16 protein-coding genes are annotated in these 20,124 nt (G+C 24.9%); 3 read left to right on the top strand and 13 right to left on the bottom strand.

The genetic code is table 11. From position 1 onward, the window contains the following. Nucleotides 1-127: 127 nt before the first annotated feature. Entirely contained in the window at nt 128-1,570 is a 1,443-nt protein-coding gene (locus H0H77_RS00250) for an AAA family ATPase (protein ID WP_185851615.1), read from the bottom strand. 2 nt (nt 1,571-1,572) lie between these two features. Continuing rightward, nucleotides 1,573-2,778, bottom strand: a complete 1,206-nt coding sequence (gene sucC, locus H0H77_RS00245) for an ADP-forming succinate--CoA ligase subunit beta (RefSeq protein ID WP_185851614.1) — start codon at nt 2,776-2,778, stop codon at nt 1,573-1,575. Between the two features lie 139 nt (nt 2,779-2,917). Between sucC and H0H77_RS00240 the strand changes: the two genes are divergently transcribed. From H0H77_RS00240 to H0H77_RS00230, 3 genes are read left to right on the top strand one after another with little or no spacing between them, the layout of a single operon-like run. Then, nucleotides 2,918-3,592, top strand: coding sequence for an ABC transporter ATP-binding protein (locus H0H77_RS00240; protein ID WP_185851613.1), 675 nt, complete (start codon nt 2,918-2,920; stop codon nt 3,590-3,592). Between the two features lie 15 nt (nt 3,593-3,607). Further along, nucleotides 3,608-4,276, top strand: a complete 669-nt coding sequence (locus H0H77_RS00235; protein ID WP_185851612.1) for an alpha/beta hydrolase — start codon at nt 3,608-3,610, stop codon at nt 4,274-4,276. Between the two features lie 25 nt (nt 4,277-4,301). Then, nucleotides 4,302-4,856 carry a hypothetical protein gene (locus H0H77_RS00230; RefSeq protein WP_185851611.1) on the top strand — a complete coding sequence of 185 codons (555 nt, stop codon included), beginning with the start codon at nt 4,302-4,304 and terminating at the stop codon, nt 4,854-4,856. 87 nt (nt 4,857-4,943) lie between these two features. On the opposite strand, the gene odhB is transcribed toward H0H77_RS00230, so the two are convergent. The 11 genes from odhB to H0H77_RS00180 all read right to left on the bottom strand — a co-directional run bounded on the left by odhB (nt 4,944) and on the right by H0H77_RS00180 (nt 20,121). Further along, the gene (odhB, locus tag H0H77_RS00225) at nt 4,944-6,248 is read right to left on the bottom strand and encodes a 2-oxoglutarate dehydrogenase complex dihydrolipoyllysine-residue succinyltransferase (protein WP_185851610.1); all 1,305 of its coding nucleotides are present in this window, start codon (nt 6,246-6,248) and stop codon (nt 4,944-4,946) included. Nucleotides 6,249-6,265: 17 nt separating this feature from the next. Next, nucleotides 6,266-9,031 carry a 2-oxoglutarate dehydrogenase E1 component gene (locus H0H77_RS00220; RefSeq protein ID WP_185851609.1) on the bottom strand — a complete coding sequence of 922 codons (2,766 nt, stop codon included), beginning with the start codon at nt 9,029-9,031 and terminating at the stop codon, nt 6,266-6,268. Nucleotides 9,032-9,138: 107 nt separating this feature from the next. Continuing rightward, nucleotides 9,139-11,829 carry an alanine--tRNA ligase gene (alaS, locus tag H0H77_RS00215; RefSeq protein WP_185851608.1) on the bottom strand — a complete coding sequence of 897 codons (2,691 nt, stop codon included), beginning with the start codon at nt 11,827-11,829 and terminating at the stop codon, nt 9,139-9,141. Next, nucleotides 11,819-12,592 carry a lysophospholipid acyltransferase family protein gene (locus H0H77_RS00210; RefSeq protein ID WP_185851607.1) on the bottom strand — a complete coding sequence of 258 codons (774 nt, stop codon included), beginning with the start codon at nt 12,590-12,592 and terminating at the stop codon, nt 11,819-11,821. Before H0H77_RS00210 ends, alaS begins: the two co-directional genes overlap by 11 nt. Before the next feature lie 63 nt (nt 12,593-12,655). Continuing rightward, the gene (ccsA, locus tag H0H77_RS00205; RefSeq protein WP_185851606.1) at nt 12,656-15,856 is read right to left on the bottom strand and encodes a cytochrome c biogenesis protein; all 3,201 of its coding nucleotides are present in this window, start codon (nt 15,854-15,856) and stop codon (nt 12,656-12,658) included. A 148-nt stretch (nt 15,857-16,004) separates the two neighbouring features. Then, nucleotides 16,005-16,769 carry an MBL fold metallo-hydrolase gene (locus tag H0H77_RS00200; RefSeq protein WP_185851605.1) on the bottom strand — a complete coding sequence of 255 codons (765 nt, stop codon included), beginning with the start codon at nt 16,767-16,769 and terminating at the stop codon, nt 16,005-16,007. A 16-nt stretch (nt 16,770-16,785) separates the two neighbouring features. Then, the gene (gene recA, locus H0H77_RS00195; protein ID WP_185851604.1) at nt 16,786-17,778 is read right to left on the bottom strand and encodes a recombinase RecA; all 993 of its coding nucleotides are present in this window, start codon (nt 17,776-17,778) and stop codon (nt 16,786-16,788) included. Nucleotides 17,779-17,804: 26 nt separating this feature from the next. Beyond that, entirely contained in the window at nt 17,805-18,059 is a 255-nt protein-coding gene (locus tag H0H77_RS03065; protein ID WP_238783800.1) for a hypothetical protein, read from the bottom strand. 152 nt (nt 18,060-18,211) lie between these two features. Beyond that, nucleotides 18,212-18,301, bottom strand: a complete 90-nt coding sequence (locus H0H77_RS03060; protein ID WP_238783814.1) for a hypothetical protein — start codon at nt 18,299-18,301, stop codon at nt 18,212-18,214. A 532-nt stretch (nt 18,302-18,833) separates the two neighbouring features. Beyond that, on the bottom strand, nt 18,834-19,025 hold the full coding sequence (locus tag H0H77_RS00185) for a Sec-independent protein translocase subunit TatA/TatB (protein WP_185851832.1): 192 nt from the start codon (nt 19,023-19,025) through the stop codon (nt 18,834-18,836). A gap of 82 nt (nt 19,026-19,107) precedes the next feature. Then, on the bottom strand, nt 19,108-20,121 hold the full coding sequence (locus H0H77_RS00180; protein WP_185851603.1) for a sugar phosphate nucleotidyltransferase: 1,014 nt from the start codon (nt 20,119-20,121) through the stop codon (nt 19,108-19,110). Nucleotides 20,122-20,124: the final 3 nt, after the last annotated feature.

Genomic DNA, 20,124 nt, shown 5'->3' with positions numbered 1-20,124 from the left:
TAAAAATATTTCTTAATAAAAAAAGATAAATGATATCTTTTATTTCTACAAATGAATAAAAAATCATTTATACATACAGACTCATCCTCATCCTATGATTCTTCTTTTTTTTATGAATTTTAGAATTTTATGAAGATGAAACTTTTAAATTTAATCTTTTAATCAATTTTTCTACATACTTATTTTTTTTTGATAGAAAATCGTATTGTTCTTTTTTAGAATTTTCTGATTCTTGGATCATGATTTTAAATTCTAAATATGGATTTTTCCATATTTTCCTAAAATATTTTACAAAATATGTTTGTATGAAAAAAAACTCACGAGTAGTTCCTAATTTGGAAGGAGCTATTAGAAGTATTTTATTTTTTGACAATATGTGAAACTGTATTTCTTTTGTCAAAAGATTTAAATAAGTGGGATTAATTTTATCAGAAAATTTTATCAGAAAATTTTCCCAATTTTCTTGTAAAATATTTTTGAATTTCTCACAAAAAAAATTTTTATTCAAAAAATTTGATAACTGTATTAAATATATTTCTATTATTAATCTTGGATTTTTACTAAATTCTAATTCGTTTTCCATTTTACAACAAATCATTAAAGCTCTTCTTAAAAAAAAGGAAGATATTTTTTCTGATTGTTGTATATAAGATTGTATAGTTGTTTTTTTTCTTAATTTTAAAAGAAGTCTTGTTTCAGGATATTTAGATAAAAATAAATCTTTAAGATGTTTGGTAAATCCATTTATAAAATGGATATAATGAATCTTTTTTTTGAAAATTTGATCTAATAAAATTAATACTTTGTAAGAAGTTTTTTCATCTAAGAGAGAATCAATGATTTGAAAATAATAATCAGGATCCAAAATTCCCAGTTTTTCCATCACAAATTCCTTAGATATTATTTTTTTTTCTTCATGTTCATGAAAAATTAATTTATCAAAAATATCAATAGCATCACTTAATGATCCATTGACATATTGAGAAATAATAAATAAGGCTTCTTTTTCTATTTCTATTTCTTCTTTTTCAGCTATCATTTTCAAATATAAATAAATATCTTTTAAAGAAATAGACTGAAACTCATAAACTTGACAACGTGAAATAAAAGAATCTAGTATTCTATTTTTTTTTGTATCACAGAAAATAAATAATACATGTGAAGGAAGTTTCTCAAAAAATTTAAAAAAAACGTTGAAAATTTTTTGAGAAAAAAATTGTGTGTTATTAATAATAAATATTTTATATTTTCCTTTTTTTGGATAAAAACGAATCTGACTGACGATTTCATAAATATCTTCTATTGAATGTTTCAAAAAACCATTTATTTCAAATAAATTAAAGGATTGGTCTTCTGATTCTGAAAAAGAGTTTAATTCTTTAGCTAAAAGACGTGCACATGTATTTTTTCCAACTCCTTTTGGACCAAAAAAAAACAAAATTTGAGATAAACGACTTTTTGTAATTGCTCTTCTCAAAGAAACTGTTATTTCTTTTTGTCCAACAACATCGTTCCATTTTAGTGGTCTATACTTTTTAGTCAATACAATATAAAAAAGCATCTCTTTCATTTTCACAGTAAAATTTCTTTTATTTTATTCGCTGCTTCTTCCAAAGAATCAGCAGAATAAATAGGTAATTGACTAGTTTGAAGCATTTTTTTTGCCGTATTTTCATTTGTTCCTTGTAAACGAATAACTATTGGTATTTTTTTAATATCAATTTCATGGTTTCTTTTACGATAAGAATTAATAATTCCTTCTGCTACTGTATCACAACGAACAATTCCTCCAAAAATATTAATTAATATTGCTTTGACAGATTTATCATTTAAAATAATACGAAAAGCTTTTTCTACACGATTTGTATCTGCATCTCCACCTATATCTAGGAAATTAGCTGGATTTCCTCCACAACATTTAATCATATCCATAGTTGCCATAGCTAATCCCGCTCCATTAACCATACACCCAACATTCCCATTTAATTTTAAAAAATTAAGTTTTGCTTCAAAAGCTTCTATTTCAATAGGATCTTCTTTTTTTTGACGACGCATTTCATCATAATATTTTTTATGACGAAATAAAGCATTATTATCTAATACAATTTTTGTATCTACGGCCATCATTTCATTATCCAAAGTTTTAATTAAAGGATTAATTTCTAAAAGTAAGGCATCATAATATAAATAAGCTTTGTAAAGAGAAATTACAAAATCTCTGAATTTATTATTCAAATATGAACCTTTTAGATTGAAAAGAAAACCAATTCGTTTAATCTGAAAAAACTGTATTCCTAACCCTGGATCTATTTCTTCTGTGTATATTTTATCGGGATGATTTTTATACACTTCTTCTATATCCATTCCTCCTTCTTTAGAAAAAACAATTATATTTTTTTCTATATCACGGTTCATAAATATTGATATATAATATTCATCATAAATATAAGAATTAGAATAAACATCTTCAGATATAAGAACTTTACGAACTAATTTTCCTTTTTTTGAAGTTTGTGGAGTAATCAGATATTTTCCTAAAATACTTTTTGATTTTTCATAGACTTCTTTTAAAGATTTTGCTATTTGGATCCCTCCACTTTTTCCACGTCCTCCTGCATGTATTTGAGCTTTAATAACTAAAGATTTTTTTTTTGTATTTTCTAATATTTTTTTTGCTGCTTGTACAGATTCTTCTGGAGTGGAAGCAACAATTCCGTCAGGGACTTTAATAGAAAAAGAATTTAATATTTCTCTTCCCTGAAATTCATATAAATTCATGTTAGAATAGTTTTTATGTGAAAAAGTAAATTTATAAAATTCGTTGATTTTTGAAACGTTTTTTTTCGGTTAATGAAACGTTTTTTTTCGGTTAATTTAAAAGAAGATTTTTAAATTTACATATTTTATTCTCTATTCTATGATTCAAGCTGAAAACATATCCAAATCATTTGGAAGATATGAAATATTGAAAGGTGTAAATATTAGAGTAAAAAAAGGAAGTATTGTATGTATCTTAGGAGAGTCTGGATCTGGAAAAAGCACATTATTACATATCTTAGGGACATTGGATCGACCGACTTTTAAAAAAAATGAAAAAACTATTTTAAAAATAAATGGATTCGATGTCCTATCTCTTTCTGAAAAAAAACTTTCCATGATTAGAAATGAAGAAATAGGTTTTGTTTTTCAAACTCATCAACTTCTTCCTGAATTCACAGCATTAGAAAATGTTTGTTTACCTGGATTCATAAAGAAAAAAAATAATAAAGATCATGTGAAAAAAAAAGCAAAAGAACTATTAAATCAATTGAATCTTTCTGAATGTATAAATTCAAAACCTGAAGAACTTTCAGGAGGACAAAAACAAAGATTATCAGTAGCAAGAGCTTTAATTAATAACCCAAAAGTGATTTTTGCGGATGAACCTTCTGGAAATTTAGATACAAAAAATGCCGAAAAATTACATTCTATTTTTTTCTATCTTAGAAAAAAATTTCAACAAACATTTTTAATAGTTACTCATAATATCCAATTAGCAGATATGGCTGATGAAAAATTAAAAATAGAAAAAGGAGTAATAACCAAATACTAGAAAATAACAAGAAAAATGTTTTTAAAGAATCAACTTTCTATTAAACATATTGTAAAAAAATCTGTTCATGAAAAATTTCCTACTCTTTTTCTGATGATTCATGGATATGGAAGCAATGAAAATGATCTTTTTTCTTTTAAAAAAGATATTCCAGAAAATTTCTTTATAATTAGCATTCAAGGAATTTATTCAATTGGAAACAATAAATATTCATGGTACGATATTGATTTTTCTAATCCTAATAAAGAAAAATTCATAAATAATATCTTACAGGCTAAGAAAACAATAGAAAAAATATCTTATTTTATAGATGAAGCCATAGAAGAATATAAACTAAACAGAACTCAAGTATGGTTATGTGGATTTAGCCAAGGAGCAATCTTAAGCTATGCTATTGCTTTAAAAAAACCTGATAAAGTAAAAAAAGTCATCGCATTAAGTGGATATTTAGAAGAATGTTTTCTACCAAAAAAAGTAAATTCCACTTTTTATTCAAATTTAGAAGTTTTTATTTCTCACGGAAAATATGATCCGATTATTCCTATTAACTGGGCAAAAAAAGGATTACATTTTTTGAAAAAAAAAAAAATTCTTTCTTTTCATTATAAAGAATACAATTCCGGACATACTTTATGTAATTCTAATTATAGAGATCTCATTCATTGGATAAAAAAAAAAAATTGAAAAATTTTTTATCAAAATTTTCATAATGAAAAAACACACAAAAATAGTCCTATTTTTAATTATTTTAATCCTATCTATTTATTTTTTTTTTCATAAAAATTATTTATGGGGAACAATTTTAATTGGATTAAGTTTCTTTCCCATTTTTTTCATTTTCAGAAATGAATTTTTGTTATTAGCTTTTTTTAAAATACGAAAAAAAGATATGAAAGGATTAAAAAAATGTTTAGAATATGTAAAAGATCCAAAATTACAACTTACTAAAAATCAAATTGCTTATTATTATTTTTTAAATGGAATTTTATATTCAGAATCTGATATTCGTCAATCAGAAATCTATATGCAAAAAGCTTTAGATTTTGGATTAAAATTTAAGCAAAACATTGCAATAGCGAAATTAAACTTAGCAATTGCTTCTTTGTCAAAAGGAGATAAAAAAAGAGCTGAAGTCTTGTTATTAGAAGCAAAAAAAACAGATGTGACAGGTTTATTACATGATTATATTCAAATCATAAAAATACAAATGAAAAAAATGAATATAAGTAGAAAAAATAGACAAAATCCCTACTTTAGAAAATAAATTTCATGAGGGATCCTCAGTTAAATCAAAATCTATCCAATTTTTTTATATCATTTTATATAATGAAAATAAAGCGGTAGATTTATATTAATCTAATTCTAATATTTTAGAAATATTTTTTTCACTTTTTTCCATTAAAAATTTGACTGGATTCTCTATTGATTCTTTTACAGAAACTAAAAATCCAACAGATTCTCTTCCATCAATAATTCTATGATCATAAGATAGTGCTAAATACATTATAGGTCGTATTTCAATTGATCCATTAATTGCAATAGGTCTTTCCACTATTTTATGCATTCCTAAAATAGCACTTTGAGGTGGGTTGATAATCGGGGTAGAAAGCATAGATCCAAATACTCCTCCATTAGTTATGGTAAACGTTCCCCCTGTCATTTCATCTATAGAGATTTTTCCATTACGAACACGTTCAGATAATCTACTAATTTCTTGTTCTATTCCTCTGAATGACAAATTTTCTGCATTTCTTATGACAGGAACCATTAATCCTTTTGGTCCAGATATAGCAATACTAATATCACAGTATTCGAAATTAATTTTATTTTCTCCACTAATCATTGCATTTACATCTGGATATAGAGATAATGCTCTAACACATGATTTCGTAAAAAAAGACATAAATCCTAAATTAACACCATGTTTTTCTTTGAAAATATTTTTATATTTTTTCCTTATCAAAAAAATTTCCTTCATATCTACTTCATTAAATGTAGTCAGTAATGCTGTTCTATTTTTAACAGAAACCAATCTTTCAGATAATTTTCTTCTTAGAGAAGAAAGAGGGGTTTTCTTATGATATCTAGATGCTGTTGGAACTCTACCTGTAGGGGGAGAAAAATAATGATGATCATCATCAACATCTCCATTTCCATTATTATTATTACTACTAGTAGTAATAATAATAGGAGAAGAAGAAGATGAAGAGGATGTGGATGAAACCGCAACAAGACAATCTCCTTTTGTAATTCTTCCATGTTTTCCAGTCCCTTGAACAGATTCTATGAGAATATTTTTTTCTGTTAATATTTTTTTTGCAGATGGAGAAGGATATTTTTTTACTGTTTCAATTCTTTTATTATTTATTTCTTTTTTTTCTTCTGTTTTTTCTGCATGAAGAAGATTTGATTTCTTTTCATAAGAAGTTTCTATGAGACATAGAATATCGCCTACTTGTATTTTTTCTCCTTTTTTTTTCATTAAGGTTATTATTCCATTTTCTTCTGCAGAAATTTCCAAAGTTGCTTTATCTGAATCTATTTCTGCTATTATTTGACCTTTAGAAACGTAATCACCATTTTTAACGAGCCATGAGGAAACTTCTACCTCTGTAATTGATTCTCCTGGAGAAGGAACCTTAACCTTTATTATCATAGATAATTTGAATTTAATTATTGAAAAGCTTTTTCTAATATTTGATTTTGAATTTTAAAAAAATATGAATAAGAACCTGTAGAAGGACTAGCACTTTCATCTGGTGCGATTAAATGAAATGGAATGCTATTTCCCAATTTTCTTAAAATAAAACTCCACAATCCCATATTTTCTGGTTCTTCTTGTACCCAAAGAACACTTTTTTTATTTTTGTATTTATTAAACAATTTTTTAATTTTTTCTTCTTTCAAAGGATAAATTTGTTCAATACGAATTAAAGCGGTTTTTTCATCTTTAATAGATTCTTTTTTATTTAATAATTCATAATATATTTTTCCAGAACAGAAAATTAATTTCGTAATTTTTTCAATATTTGCAGAAGCAATATAAGGATCGTCTAAAATCTCATGAAATTGTCCTTCAGAGAGTTCTTTTATATTTGATAAACATTTTGTATGACGAAGCAAACTTTTTGGAGTGAAAACGATAAGTGGTTTTCTGAAATTTAGTTTCATTTGTCTTCTTAAAAGATGATAAAAATTAGATGGAGTAGTACAATTAACAACAAATAAATTATTGTTAGCACAAAGTTGTAAATAACGTTCTATACGAGCAGAAGAATGTTCTGGCCCCTGTCCCTCATATCCATGAGGAAGCAACATAACAATTCCATTTCTGATTTTCCATTTATTTTCTCCAGAAGAAATATATTGATCTATAATAATTTGTCCTCCATTTCCAAAATCTCCAAATTGAGCTTCCCATAAAGTTAAAATGTAAGGAGAAAATAAAGCATATCCATAATCAAATCCTAAAACCCCATATTCTGAAAGGGGAGAATTATACACTTGTATTTTTCCTTGTCCTATACGAATTTTATTCAAAGGAATAATTTCTTCTTCTTCTTCTTCTGTTTTTACGACTGCGTGACGGTGAGAAAACGTCCCTCTTGCGACATCTTCTCCTGATAAACGAATATGAAATCCTTCATATAAAAGTGTTCCATATGCTAATAATTCTGCTATACTCCAATCTACTAAATGATTTTTAATCATATTTAATCTTTTTTGAAAAAGAAATTTCGTTTTTTTAAAAAATTTTTTTTCAATAGGAAGAGTAAAAATTTTACTAGCAATTTCTATAAGTCTTTTAATTGGAAATTGAGTCTTTACTTTTTTAAAGATATCTTTATTATTATATGTTATGGGAAAATTATTCCATGTTTTTTCTTCTTCTAAAAAAGAATTTAGAACATTCCATTTTATAGTTTTAGACTCATTGTATCCTATTTGAAGAATTTCTTCATACTCTTTTTCCATTTTTTTGACGTCATCTATATGAATGATTTTTTCTCTTTCTAACTTCTCTTTATATAAAGAATAAGAACTAGGATGTTTAGAAATAGTTTTATATAAAAAAGGCTGAGTAAAACGAGGTTCATCTCCTTCATTATGTCCATACTTTCTATATCCAATTAAATCTATAAAAACATCTTCATGATAATGCATTCTAAAATCTACTGCAAAATAAATAGCACGAATAACAGATTCTATATCGTCTGCATTAACATGTAATACAGGAGAAAGTACTATTTTTGCTATATCAGTACAATAAATACTAGAACGACCTTCGGTATTGTTTGTAGTAAATCCTATTTGATTATTAATTACAATATGAATTGTTCCTCCAGTTTTATAACCTTTTAATCTAGATAATTGTAGAACTTCATAAACAATTCCTTGTCCTGATAATGCTGCATCTCCATGAATTAAAACAGGAATAATTTTTTCAGAATGACTATTTTTATTGTAATTGATATCTATCTTAGCTCTTGTAAGCCCTTCTACAATAGAATCCACAGATTCCAAATGAGATGGATTTGGAACCAAACTCATCTTTATATGTCGATCTTGACTAGTTTTTCTAATTTTTGTAAAACCTAAATGATATTTCACATCTCCGGAAAATATTTTTTCTTTATATTCTTTTCCTTGAAACTCACTGAAAATATGAGAATAGTTCTTATGAAAAAAATTTGATAGAATATTTAAACGACCTCTATGTGACATTCCTATTACAAAATCTTCTGTTAGATACTTATTGGAAGCATATTCTATCATTTCTTCCAATGCAGGCAATAGAGATTCATTTCCTTCTATAGAAAATCTTTTTTGACCTACAAATTTAGTATGAACAAAATTTTCAAATGTAACAGCTTCATTTAATTTTTTCAAAAAAAACTTTCTTTTTTCCTTAGAAAAAGAGAATTTTCCTTTTTGAAACCATTTTTCAATCCATTCTATTTTTTTAGGATCAGAAATATACATATATTCTATTCCTATAGAATTGCAATAAATATTTTTTAGATAGTCAACTATATTTTTTAAGGAAGTTTTTCCTAATCCAATTAATTTTCCCGCTTCAAATTGAAGATCAAGTTCTTTTTCAGATAGTCCAAAATTTTTTAAGTCTAAATCTGAAGAAGAAAAGTCTCTTATTTTTTTATTTTTTATAGGATTTGTATTAGTCAAAAAGTGACCTCTTGTTTTGTATGAATGAATCATATTGAAAACTAAAAATTCTGTATCTAGATTAGAAGAATTAGAATTAAAAGTCGTTTTATTTTTTTCTTCTTTTAGAGAATTTTCTTCACTAAAATCAAATCCATGAAAAAAAGCACACCAACTTTGTTCTATAGAATTAGGATTATTCTTATATTTTTTGTAAAGAGATTCTATATCTTTTAAATGGAGAGTGTTTAAAAAAGAATATCTATCATTCATAGATTCATCATATAATTTGTTTTAAATGAAAATAAAGACTTCCAATATAACAAATAAAACTATAACAAAATTTATTATCCAAAGATTCATTCACCTATAAATTGAATTCAATCATTTTTTTTATTTTCGATTTTATTTATGTATTGATTTATTTCTTTTGAAACTAAATTCAATCCTTCTTTATTACTTCCTATAGAAGTTGCAAAAAACGATTTTCCCCAAGACTTTCCATGAATATAATCCGTCATTTTTTTTATAATTTGATGAGCATGAATATTTTTTCTTTTAATAAGAAAATCTGAAATAGATATCAAAATCATTGGTTTTTCTTTTTTTAGAAATCCTACTATCATAAATAAATTTGATATTTCATTTCGTAAATCTAAAACAATTTTTTTAATAATATGAATATCTAATTCTTTTTCTTCATTAGATATATCACATATATATGTCATAAAAGAGAATTGAATAGCTTTTGAAAGATATTCTTTTTTAAAGATTTTGATTTGTTGATCATGTATTTTTTCAATTTCTTTTTTTAATTTTTTATTTAGTTTTTGTAAACTAAGAAAACTTTTCATTGGAGATTCCGGATATTTTATGATTTTTTTTAAGTCTTCATGTTGAAATCGAATGTTTTTTAAATGTTGAATTGCTTTTTTTGAAGTGATTGCTTTGATTCTTCGTATTCCATACGAAATAGAAGACTCTGATAAGATATTGAATACTTGAATTTTCCCAGTGGATTTAGTATGTGTTCCAATACATAATTCAGAAGAAAAACCAAAAGTCACCACTCGTACTTTTTGTCCATACTTTTCATGAAAGTCTCCATGAAGTCCTTTTTTGATAGCTTCTTGTAAAGGATAACATCGTTTTTCTTTTAAGGGAAGATCATCAAAAATTAGTTCTTGAACTATTTCTTCTATTTTATGTAACTCTTCAATTGTTATTTTCTTATGATGTGAAAAATCAAAACGTAAGTGATCTACTCCAATATAAGATCCTTTTTGTTGAATATGTTTTCCTAAAACTTTTTTCAATGCAAAATATAATAAATGAGTCGCTGTATGATTTTTTTCAATTTTTTTTCTTCTGTCCTTGTGAACTATAGCTTTAAAAGACAAAGAAATATTTAAAGGAAGTTCTTTAACGATATGTATAATTATAGAATTTTCTTTTTTTGTATTTTCAATATAAATTTCATCTATTTCGTTTTTTATAATACCAGTATCTCCTAATTGCCCTCCTCCTTCAGGATAAAAAGGAGTTTTTGAAAAAACTAATTCATGATAATAATCTTTTTTCTTCTTATGAATAGAAGAATCATTTTCTACTTTTCTATATTTTACAATTAAAATATCACATTCTAAAAAATCATATCCTATAAAATTTTCATTCCTCAATGAGGAATTATCATGAATTTGAATCCAATCTTTTTTTATTTCTTTATTATTTTCTTTTTTAGATTTTTCTTTTTGTTTTAGTAATTGTTTTTGAAATAATTTTTCATCAATCAATAAATTATTCTGATTAGCTATCATCTTAGATAATTCTATTGGAAATCCATAAGTATCGTACAATTTAAAAATTGTGTTTCCATCAATTATTTTTTTATTATCTTTTTTATATTTTAGAATTATATGTTGAATTCGTTCATTTCCTTTTTCAATTACTTTAAAAAAAGAAGTTTCTTCTTTTTTAATTATATATTGAATGTGTTCTTCTTTATTTTTTAATTCAGGAAAAAAATTTTTCATTTCCCTTACTAAAGAATTTACAAATTTATAAAGAAAAGGTTCTTTCTTATAGAAAAAACGAGTAATATAAATAACGGATCTTCTTAAAATTCTTCTTATTACATAACCTGCTCCATTGTTTGATGGAAACACCCCATCTGAAATAGAAAATACAATAGCTCTTAAATGATCTGCTATAATCCGAATGGAAACATCTTGATAAAATTCTTCCTTATAAATTTTTCCTAAAGATTCTTTGATCTCTCTAATCAGAGGAAAGAAAATATCGGTTTCATAACTAGAAGATTTTCCCTGTAAAATCATACACAATCTTTCCAATCCCATTCCTGTATCTACATGTTTTTTAGAAAGTTTTTCTAATGTTCCATTTGATTTTCGTAAAAATTCTATAAAAACAAGATTCCAAATTTCTATTATTTTAGGATGATTTTTATTTATAAGATATTTTCCAGATAATTTCTCTTTTTCTTTTTTGCTACGTAAATCTACATGAATCTCAGAACAAGGTCCACAAGGACCTATGTTTCCCATCTCCCAAAAATTTTCTTTTTTTCCAAAAAATAGAATATTATTTCTACTAATTAATGATTCCCAACATTGCAAAGTTTCTTTATCCATAGATAATCCATCTTTTTCATCTCCTAAAAAAATAGATATGTAAATATTTTTCTCAGGAATATTAAAAACTTGTATCAAAAGTTCCCAAGCCCATTCTATGGTTTCTTTTCTCGAATAGTCTCCAAAAGACCAATTTCCCAACATTTCAAACATAGTATGATGATAATTATCATATCCTACATTTTCTAAATCATTATATTTCCCAGAAATTCTTAGACACTTTTGAATGTTTACAATCCTTTTATATTTTGGTTCCTTGTGTCCTATAAAGTAATCCTTAAAAGGATTCATTCCAGCATTAATGAAAAGAAGAGTCGGATCATTTTTTAGAAAAATAGGAAAGGAAGAAAAAACTTGATGTTTTTTTTTTTTAAAAAAATTAAGGAAAGTATTTCTTATATAAAGATGTTTATATTTCATAAATATTTTTTATTTTTTCATATTTAGAAGATTGTTCTATGGAATCCATGATTTTTTCCATTATATTTTCAGTAGAATCATTTTTTATATCCAATTGTATTGGTTCTTTAAATCTCATTTTTTGTAAAACTCCTTTTTTTTTCACTCTTATTCCTTTTTTATCATAAGCTTTTTGAAACCCATCTATTACAATGGGAACAACAATAGGATTAAATTTTCTTATAACATGAACAATTCCTCTACGTCCAGGCGCAAATGCTTTGGTAGTTCCTTGTGGAAAGGTTATTAACCATCCATCATTTAAAGCGGTTCCCATACGAGTAATCTCAGATAGATCTAAAGGTCTAGATATTTTTTTATCTCCTTCTCTCCATGTTCTTTTTACAGTGATAGCTCCTGAATAAGTAAATAGTTTTGTTATAAAACATTGATTCATAGTTTCTTTTGCAGCTACATAATATAAATTGACTTTCGGATTCAAAAGATAAATAGGATTTTTTATTGTATTTATAAATCCATTCTTAACACTGCAAAATACATGAAACATAGCAAAAACATCTGCAAAATAAGTTTGATGGTTAGAAACAAAAAGAACTCTTTTATCAGGAAGATCTTTAATATATTCTGTTCCTTTTAGCTGTAATTGATTAAATCCATTGTAACGATTATAAGAAATACACCCAAAAGTGAAAATTAAAAAACGTTTTATAAAATGTAAATGACCAAATGCATCTCTAAAGAGAGTACTTCTTTTTTTTTCCAATTTTTTTTTAATATTTAATACTTGTGTTTATATGTTTTGATTTGAATAAATTAAGTAAAAATATTATTTACTAGTCACTTGTCTATTTTTTTCATAATGTTTTTTTGAACAGTATGATAAAATTGTAACAATGACTAAAATGAGTAAACTATAATAAATCCAATAAGGAATAGAAATAGGATCTCCCTTAGCATAAGAATGTAATCCGGATAGGTAATAGTTTACTCCAAAATAAGTCATAATAATGGAACATATTGCTAAAATACTGGAAATATTGAAAGAAAATACACCTTTAAGACTTGGAACTAAACGCATATGTAATACAAAAGCATAAATCATTATGCTGATAAAAGCCCAAGTTTCTTTTGGATCCCAACTCCAATAACGGCCCCAACTCCTATTAGCCCAAATAGATCCCAAAAAAGTTCCTATAGTTAATAAAAAAAGTCCTATTGTAATACTCATTTCATTAATAATAGTTAATTGATCAATATGAATTTGAATTTTTTTCTTATAAGAAGAAGAAAAATTATTGTTTCTATGTCCTAATCCTAAAATAATATATAAAATCAATACAAAAAATCCTAAAAATGCTCCTGTGAAAAAAAAACCATAACTTGATGTTATTACAGCTACATGTATGATTAACCAATGAGATTTTAAAACTGGAACTAGATTGGTTATTTCAGGATCCATTCCATTTGATAACATCAACAAAATAGATGAAATTAATGCTGTAATTCCTGGAACAAATTGATTTTTATAAAATACAAATCCTACTCCAACTAAACACCAACTAATGAAAATAGAAGATTCATACCCATTAGTCCATGGAGCATGTCCAGATAGATACCATCTTGAAATTAATCCTAAAAATTCCAAAATAAACAGAAACGATAAAATTAGAATCAAAATTTTATAAATCCAATTCATGTATTTTTTTTGAAAAAAGATTTTTACAAAAGAAATTGAAAGAATTACTATTCCAATAAGGATATAAAAAAAAGACAAATGATAAAAAATATTTAATTTGTTATAAAGAATTTCAATCTTTATTTTTCTATCGGAAGGAGAAAAAGAAGAAGCATGTTTGATTTGATATAACCGTATTTTTTGAATCTCTTTATCCGCAATTTTCCAATTTCTTTGATTTTGTGAATCAAACAAAGATTTCAAATAATTGTTTATCATAAAAAAACCAATAGGATTTAAACTCTTTGAATCTGAACTGATCCAACTAGACCAAGTATGATTTTTATCGTTTGGAATAGGAAAAATACGAAGATATTTTCCTTGAAAAATACCATGAAGAATTCCTACTTTTTCACTAAGATTAATAACAGCTTTGTCATATTCATTTCTTTGAGCAGGATTTTTAGAAAAAGCTTTTTCATAATCTTTTTGAAGAATAAACTTTAATCTTTTTGATTTATAATCAACAATATAAAGATCCATCAAAGAAACATAATATTTTCTATTTACTCGTATTTTTGTTAAAAACTCATATCCTCCTTTTTTATCAACTTTTATAAAAGGAACCTTAGTCCAAAAAAAATTATCTTGATGTATAGAAATAAACCATTGGTTAGCATCTAAATTTTCTATAAAATTTTTCTTATGTATCTTTCTTAGAAGTTCTATTGCAAGAGTATTCACTGGTTTTATCCTTCCTTTGTGGTCTTGAACCAATAAATGTCCAAAATTATTTCCATGTTCTTTAGAAATGTGAATATTTTCAGAAATACTTTCTAAAGGAATTTTATTCAAACCATCATGCATTATACTTTCATCATCAGCATAAGTTTTTGAAAAAAAAACTAAAAAAAATAAAATAAATACAAAAGTTTGAGATAAATTTCTTAATTTTTTTTTAAGATAACTAAACCTAGTTCCTTTCCAAAACAGAGTAAGAAACATTCCTAAACTCATGAATCCATATCCAATGTATGATAAACTAGTTCCTATAAAATCATTATTTACAGAAAAATGTGTTCCTTTTCCATCCGGATCATATCCGGATTGAAAAAATCTATATCCTTTATAATCTAGAACATTATTCATATAAATAAAACGATTTCTCTTTTTTTCTTTATCTATTATTGTAACATGACTAATAAAAAAAGATGGAAATTCAGAACCTGGATAATTTTCTACTTTAAATTTATTTAATCGTAAAAAAAAAGGAAGATTCAATAATATAGAACCATATCCAATAGAAATCTTATAATTTTTGTTGAATGATATAGGATCACTCATTTCTGTTCTATTTTTACCTCCTAAAAAAGTGATTAATTTGGATTGATTTTTAAATGAGATTTCTGCAGTAATAGCATCTAATAAATTCTTATTATTTTCTTTTTCATTATCTTCATTGTCACATGATTGAATATATTCTAATTTTCCTTTTACAATCCCTTCAGGAATTACCCATTGCATTTCATGATTTTTGTCTATTTCAATTCTATATAAATGCCTTATTTTTAAAAAAGTAGGAGTCTCTTTAGATAAGAGATCTATTTTTTTATTTATCATATTCATACTTTTTCCTAAAAAAGAAGATTTCACATAAAGTTTCTTGTTTTTTTCAAAAATTTGTATACCAAATGGTATTTTTTTATTAAAAGAGAAAAAAATTCCGTTTATTTTTAAGATTTTTCCATCTTTAATAAAATTTTCAGTTCTTCCTTTTTTTTCATTTGTTGAAACAATTTTTAGAATTTTTGTTTCTGGTTTCTTTTTAGAAAGAATAACTTTTGCGCATGGAATATAATCGACAATTTTTATTTTTAAAATGTTTCCTTTAAAAAGAAATTTTCCTTTATATCCATTATGAAAAGAAGATAAAATATAAGGATCTTGATAAACCATTGTATGCGATCCTTTATCTACTTGTAATTTGATATAGTTTTTTCTAGAAATAATTTTCCTATTAGTTTCTCCTTCTCTGATAGACATAACTCCTTCGAAACTATAATATCTAGAAAATATTCCTCCAATAAAAATAAATACAAATGATATATGAAAAACGAATAAAGGAAACTTATTTTTATTCCATAATTTATATCTCCATATATTTCCTATTAAATTAATTATAATTAGAAACATTATTGTTTCAAACCAACTTGATTCATAAACAAATATTTTGGCCATATTTGTAGAATATTTTTTTTCTAAAAAAGTAGCCAATGCCATAGATAAGGATAATAATAAAAATAAAACAGCAGTAATTTTTGTAGAAAAAAGAATATTTTTTAACGTTCGCATATTATTATATTTTTTTTAGACCTGATTTCCTTATCTGATAACACAGAATTAAATAACATAAATAATAAAAATAATATTAGATAATATTAGTTAAAAAAATTTTTTATTATAAAATATTGTGAAAATAAATAATAATAAGGATTTGGATCTAAAGAATCAATCCATCATAAGCCAAATGAACATTTTTAGGTAATTGTGTCTGTATTTCTTCATGGAAACCTAATAAATGACTAATATGCGTTAAGTAAGTTTTTTTAGGACGAATTTTTTGAATTGTTTTTAAAGCTTCGGATAATGTAAAATGAGAAGGATGTTTTGGAATTTTTCTTAATACATTTAAAACAAAAATATCTAATCCTTTTAATTGTTTCATAGTATGAATAGGAATGCTACTTGCATCCGTTATATATGCAAAATTTTCTATACGAAATCCTAAAATAGGAAGTGATCCATGCCATATGGATAAAGGAAAAACTTTAAAGGATTCAACAATAAAAAAATCTGTATAATCATCTAATTCATGAATAGATATATTTGAAGTATTTGATTTTTTTTTTTCTAAAAAAATATAATAAAATCGCTTTTTTAAACTTTCTAATACACGACGTAATCCATAAACTGGAATAGTTTTTTTCATATTAAAATTAATAGGTCTTATATCATCTAATCCTCCTATATGATCTTGGTGTTCATGTGTTATAAAAATAGCATCCAATCTTTCATGATTACTTCTTAGCATTTGATAACGAAAATCTGGACTACAATCTATCAAAAAATATTTTTGATTTTTTTCTATCATAATTGAACTTCTAAGTCTTTTATCTTTTGGATTCTTAGATAAACAGACTGGATGTTTAGATCCAATAACAGGAATTCCTTGTGAAGTTCCAGTTCCTAAAAAAGTAATTTTCATATTTCTTTCTAAGAATTTATTGAATATATTGATTAATTATATTTTTTTTCATTTCATTTATAATATTTTTCTTTTCTTTTAAAAATTCTCTTACAGAATCTCGTCCTTGTCCTAATTTCACATCTCCATAACTAAACCAAGATCCATTTTTTTTGATAATACCTAAGTCTACACCCAAATCAAGAATTTCTCCTATTTTGGAAATCCCCTCTCCATATAGAATATCAAATTCTGCAGTTTTAAAAGGAGGAGAAAGCTTGTTTTTCACTACTTTTACTTTTGTTCTATTTCCTAAAATTTTTTCTCCATTTTTAATTTGATTTCCTTTTCTTATATCTAATCTTATGGAAGAATAAAATTTTAAAGCATTTCCTCCAGTCGTTACTTCTGGATTTCCATACACTCCAATTTTTTCACGTAATTGATTAATAAATATTAGAATACTTTTAGATTTTCCTATACTAGAAGTAAGTTTTCTCAGAGCTTGAGACATTAATCTTGCTTGTAATCCAATCTTAGAATCCCCCATTTCTCCTTCAATTTCACTTTTAGGAGTTAAAGCTGCTACTGAATCAACGACTATCATATCAATAACTCCAGATCTAATTAAATTATCTACTATTTCAAGAGCTTGTTCTCCATTATCTGGTTGAGAAATAATTAATTCTTTTATATTAACACCTATTTTTTTTGCATAAATACAATCAAAAGCGTGTTCTGCATCAATAAATCCTGCAAATCCACCTGATTTTTGAGATTGAGTAATTGCATGTAAAGCTAAAGTTGTTTTTCCAGAGGATTCTGGTCCGAATATTTCTATAATACGACCTTTAGGGAATCCTTTTATTCCTAAAGCAATATCTAAACTAAGTGATCCAGAAGATATAATTTCCAAATTTTCAATTTGAGAATCCCCCATACGCATTACTGTTCCTTTTCCATAAATTTTATCCATTTTATCTAATACAAGTCTTAAGGATCTTTTTTTTTGTTCAAATTTTTCATTCATAATCTTTAAAATAAATTCTTCTTCAATTATTTTATTTTTCTTTTTGGAAAGAGAAAGAGAGAAAAATATTTTTCAGAAAAAAAAATGGGATATACAAAATGTTTTGAATGGATAAAATTTAAATTTTTAACATTTAACGTAGGAAAAATAAAAATTAATTTTTTTTCATGATTTTTCATATGAATATAATGATGACGAATATGATGATGATCATGATCAACAGTTCTTGTTATTGAAGGAAAAATATTATGTTTTCTATAATAATTTATGACATAATTCATAGCAATAAATTTAGAAATATAATTTTTGGTTCCTTTTGGAAGTTTATTCCATAAATCCCAAAAATTTTTTTTTCTTTTTTATGACGTAGAAATATTTTATCAATTTTCCCTGGTCCCACCATTATAGGATGATAAAACTAATTCCCAATTTCTTATTTTTTTTTCAATAAATATTGAAAGTATTTGTAAGCAACTTCTGTAGATTTGACGGGGTCATTTCTCTCATCATAAAAATTATTAATTTTTAAATTATGTTTTTTTCCTGTTTCAGGTATAATTTACCAAATTCCTTGTGCTCCAATTTGAGATGTAACTTTATAAGTTAGATTTGATTCTACTATGATAGCTGATGCATCTTTTTTAATTCTTTTGGAAGATGATATTTTTCAAATTTTTCTTCAAACATAGAAAAATAAAAATTAGATAATGAAATCATTTTTTCTATATATCTTCCCATACCATACAAAGATAACTTTCTACAGAAGCAGAAACAATATTATTTTTATTTGAGATTTTTGATTCAGATGGTTGATTTTTGATTTCAATTCATAGGTGTCAATAGTAGTGTAGTATAGAGTAGTAGTAGGAATAATAATGTTTCTATTATGTTTTTTTTGAACTCTTTTTTTGTTCTAAAAATGGTTTTGACGCCGATTGAATCATCAGGCTTTTTAAGATTAGAACAAAGAACAGAATATTTCTTATTGTTGTCATTAATTAGTCAAAAAAAAACGCTAAGTTAATCAACAAACAAACAAAAAATGAAAAAAATATTTATTCTTCTTCTACTGCAGAATCTTCTTTTTCAGAAGCTTTTTTGAACTCTTTCAATCCTGTACCTAATCCTTTCATTAATTCTGGTATTTTTTTTCCTCCGAAAAGTAAAAGTGCAAGAATCACAATAACCACAATTTCTGTGGTACCAAAAGTTCCAAGTAGTATGAAAAAAATAAAAACAAAATCCATCATATGGAATTTTTATCCAAATATAAAAAAAATTATGAATTTTTATTCAGTGATTTATTTTTTTTCTATAAAAACTTTTTTCTCAATTTTTTAATTGAGAATAATCTCCTAAATTAACTTCTTTTGCTTTTCCAATATAAAAGACATAATTTCCAATCATAGAATTAAATAAATTAGCATGTGTAATTTCTACATGGTCTTGAATTAAAGATTTTTCTATTTTGCTATTTTTTATTTTTGTATATTTTCCTATTGAGACATAAGGACCAATAATACTGTTTTCAACAATTGTTTTTTTTCCTATAAAACAAGGTTTTATAATCAAACTATTTTTTATGATTGATTCTTTATTAATTAATTCTAATCTATTATTAGATTCAATAGATAATATTTTTGAATTGGAAGAAATAGTTCTTTTTTTATTTCCAAAATCCATCCATTCTTTAACTTGGTGAATAGTAAATCTTATCCCTTTTTTTCTCATATTTTCTAATGCAGATGTTAATTGGTATTCTTCTTCGTTTTTTATATTATGATCTAATATAGATTGCAGTTCTTTTTTAAGAAAAGAACTATTATTAAAATAATAAATACCAATCATTGCTAAATTTGATAGATTATTTTTTGGTTTTTCTATAAAATGAATAATCGATTTTGTATTAGAATCATATTTTACTATTCCAAATAAACTAGGATTTTTTACTCTTTTTGTCCATATAATATTATCATCTAAATTTATTTTTTCAAAGTGATTGTTGTAAAATAAAGTGTCGGAAAAAGCAATAATTGTAGGCCCTTTCAAATCATCTTTAGCTTTTAGCAAAGCATCTGCAGTTCCTAATGGTTCTTTTTGATAGTATATGGAAACATCTAAACCAATTTTGGTAGCAATATTGATTAATTGATTTTCTATTTTTTTTTCTGCATTTCCTATGATAAAAATGATTTTTTTTATAGAAAAAATAGATTGAGATAGATTTTCCAGTAGTCTATTCAAAATAGATTTTCCTGCGATAGAAATAAACGGTTTAGGAGTAATTAAGGTATGTGGACGTAGACGTGATCCTTTTCCTGCCATAGGCATTATAATTTTCATATT

Origin of the sequence: Blattabacterium cuenoti (genome assembly GCF_014251255.1) — a bacterium.
Lineage (GTDB): Bacteria > Bacteroidota > Bacteroidia > Flavobacteriales > Blattabacteriaceae > Blattabacterium > Blattabacterium cuenoti_W.
Note: the sequence above shows the minus strand (reverse complement) of the source record. Positions and strands in the feature narration are given on the sequence as shown.